The organism is Solemya elarraichensis gill symbiont (genome assembly GCF_002021095.1).
Classification (GTDB): domain Bacteria; phylum Pseudomonadota; class Gammaproteobacteria; order Chromatiales; family Chromatiaceae.
In genome coordinates, this window is the sequence record NZ_MPRK01000204.1 from 1 (window position 1) to 3,098 (window position 3,098).

General features: G+C 39.6%; 2 protein-coding genes and 1 pseudogene. 2 read left to right on the plus strand and 1 reads right to left on the minus strand.

Annotation, left to right across the window (positions count from 1 at the left end):
• Window positions 1-769: glycosyltransferase family 39 protein (locus BOW51_RS09020; protein WP_135568196.1), on the plus strand; the 769-nt coding region annotated here is incomplete at its 5' end.
• A gap of 964 nt (window positions 770-1,733) precedes the next feature.
• On the opposite strand, the pseudogene BOW51_RS09025 reads toward BOW51_RS09020, so the two are convergent.
• A pseudogene (locus tag BOW51_RS09025) lies at window positions 1,734-1,865 on the minus strand (universal stress protein); the annotation flags it as partial.
• Between the two features lie 296 nt (window positions 1,866-2,161).
• Between BOW51_RS09025 and BOW51_RS09030 the strand changes: the two are divergent.
• Window positions 2,162-2,629 (plus strand): hypothetical protein, encoded by a 468-nt coding sequence (locus BOW51_RS09030; RefSeq protein WP_078477439.1) that lies wholly within the window; start codon window positions 2,162-2,164, stop codon window positions 2,627-2,629.
• Window positions 2,630-3,098: the final 469 nt, after the last annotated feature.

The following is a 3,098-nucleotide window of genomic DNA, read 5'->3' on the forward strand; positions in this document are numbered from 1 at the left end:
CGTCCGGGGCAATAAAGGCTGTCGAAGATCGAGTGTAAAAGGGCGACTTGGATGTCCCGTTTTACATCACGAGATCAAAGACACGCTTGTGTTTGATCTTGATGCACAATCAATTTGGAGAGATGAAGCAACTACTTCTGTTCACTCAACCTTTTCAGCGTATGAACTCTGGACTCAGCAAATAGTAAACAAACCGCCACTTTTTTATCTTATTACCTCACTTTTTTGGTCCCCCGGAGACGGGGCTTTTGCATTGCGATTCCCAAATGCAATATTAGGTTCGCTGAGTGTCATGCTTTGTTGGATGTTAGGTAAGGCACTTGCAGGACGTAGCGTAGCTTTTCTACTTTCATTATTTGTCCTTTTATCTGATATCAATATTACTTACAGCCAGGAAGCAAGGCAGTACATATTGCTTTCAATTGGATGGTTGATTTTACTTATCTCATTGATTCGCTTAATTCAGTCAAGTGAAACCCTTGAAAAACCTCAGAGGTTAGATCTTCTGTTGACATTTATCGGTGTCATTCTAATGGTACACACGCATCCAATAGCTTTGCACTATTTAACTGTTAGTGGCGTGGCGTACTTCTTGGCTTTAGTTGCTGGTCGCCATAAATTTGACAAGCGTTTTATTTTTCATCCTGTTCTTATATCACTCATTGCTGGTATTACCATTCTTCCATGGTTATTTACAGGCCTAAATACTACTAGCTTCAACTGGTTAAAACAGGATAGTGCTGGGATTGCTTTGCTAAGATTTTTTTAATCTATTTGGAGCCCGGAATCTTGCATTTTTAGTAGGAAACAATGCTGGAATTATCACTGGGGCCATCCTATTCATAACTTCAAGTTCAGGAATATTATACTGGCTATACCGTCACGAGAGGAAGATAGGGATTTTTTTAGCGCTTCTATTAGTTTTTCCTCCATTATCACTCTGGTTGACAGGTTTAGTTAAACCCGTTTACTTACTGAGGACTATAATGCCGGTGCATCTCATTGCGATGATTGGTTTAGCATTGGCCATAGAGGCAATAAGAAAAGAATGGATTCGAGGAATAGGAGTACTAATTCTATGTGTGATTTTAGGTCTGTCATCATATGGCTATTACTCTTACCATAAGAAAGAAGATTGGAAATTTGTCAGCCAAAGTTATGGCATCCAACAATCAGAATGCATATTTGTTTTTGTGTAACTCAAGTTACTATAAACCGCTGTATTTCTATTTGAAAGAGAACATACCACCTGCTTTTCATTTCAACCATAATACTAAGTAATTAAGGTTTAGAAGTTCTGTGAAGGATATATGGAAGCCACTTCAATTAATGAAAGGTGTTAGGGCTCCTATAATAATAAATGTGGTCAATAGTTATTCTCCATGCGCAAAATACCTAGGTAGTTCATTTACTATTGGAAAGCATGAATATAAAGCGAGTGAAGTATGGAGAAGTGTAGGCGTAAGTATGGTGACCTACCGAAAGCAGAACATTCCAGATAACTAAATGGGAAATTTAGTTTTCATGGCCATTCAATAAGATGTGTAACGAATTATTACGATAATCCTTTCACCATTATTATCATTTAGCGGTTTGCGTTGATTTATCTGTTTACCATGGGCCACTGTTTCTGTTTGTATGCTAATGCATAGCCGGTCTTATATTCAATGGAATTACTGATTCAGACTTATTTGAATGGATGTCGAAAGACTACTTTGGGTCGGAAGCGGTCGTTAGCGAAGCACATGCACCGAGCAGGGCGCATAACGTACGATACGAGACGCTGTAGAGCCTAGAAAAAAGTCTCGCAATCCAGGTTTGTGTGAGCCGACTATAATGCAGTCAGCACCGACTTCCTTCACATAATCAAACAATAGGGGACAGACCACGTTTTATTCAATACAGATCCAAATCCCTGACGTCCACCATACATTCACAATAGAATCATCGGCTTACGGAATATCATGGGGTGTTTTATTGTGGGCTACAAAGGGGCTATCGATCTTGAGGAGTCCCTTGATGCGCTTCAGTTGGGGTAAAGGGCACTAATACCAGTTCATTCCAGACTGACATAGGAATATTGTTCTGCTACATTGACCGGCAAGTTATGCTGAACAATTGGCTGAAAGCAGCAAATTTATCTTTATTCGAGTGAGTGAAAATGAGTCAAACACTGTTAGAAAAACATGAGCCTCTTGTTATAGAAATAGGCAAGCTGTACCTGGATAACATGGAGGTAGAACTGGGCAGGAAATATAAAAACAACGAGCATCATGTCAATGCAGGACTTTCTGATGATCAAAGTACAGAACTGAGATACAAGTACGATCTCACCATCAGTGAGTTTTCAGAAATCTATTCTGGTTTCATCAAGATGAAACCGGGTGAACATCTGCAGCAGGTACTGAATGCTTTTGTAGCATCAGGTGGCAATGTCGATATTGAGCCTGCCTATGATGAAGAGACGCAGCGGTTAAACGTGACTGTGCAATACGTCATCAAGGATAACACTTTGGACAACATCGAAGGCCTTTCTACCCTGGAGAACCTGGTGATGACAATGAATGCGATGCTTCAGATTGAAAACGTGCTGTCAGGATCGAACCCGGATGGTGCACCTGAGTTTTAATCGTAATATAACAATCCGGTTGGGAGTCCCTAGGTGGGTTTGAATTCCGTAAATATTTTGATTATTGCGAATTATTAGTGTCAAGAATATAGGTATTTGCTAATATGTGCACACATGGCAGGTACATGTAATGACATACGAATATAAAGTTGACAAATTAGTTAGTAACTTTGTTGCAGAATTCCAAAGGGAATTGATAACTGCAAGAAATATAGAAACTTATTTGGACAATGAGATACCAAAACTACTTACTGGTTACCCTAGCGCTGTCTACCACCCGAAAGAGAAACGGAAACCAGTAATCACGCAATAGATTTTAGAGTATCAAACTGAAAGCCAGTAATAATGATAAGGCGGTATTACAAGTTCGTCTTGAGCCTGTAGATAATTCTGTGTAACTGCCCTGTTCAAATATGGTCAATGAGTCGATCTTCAAACTCGATCATAAAACGATTTAACGCTGCTTTCC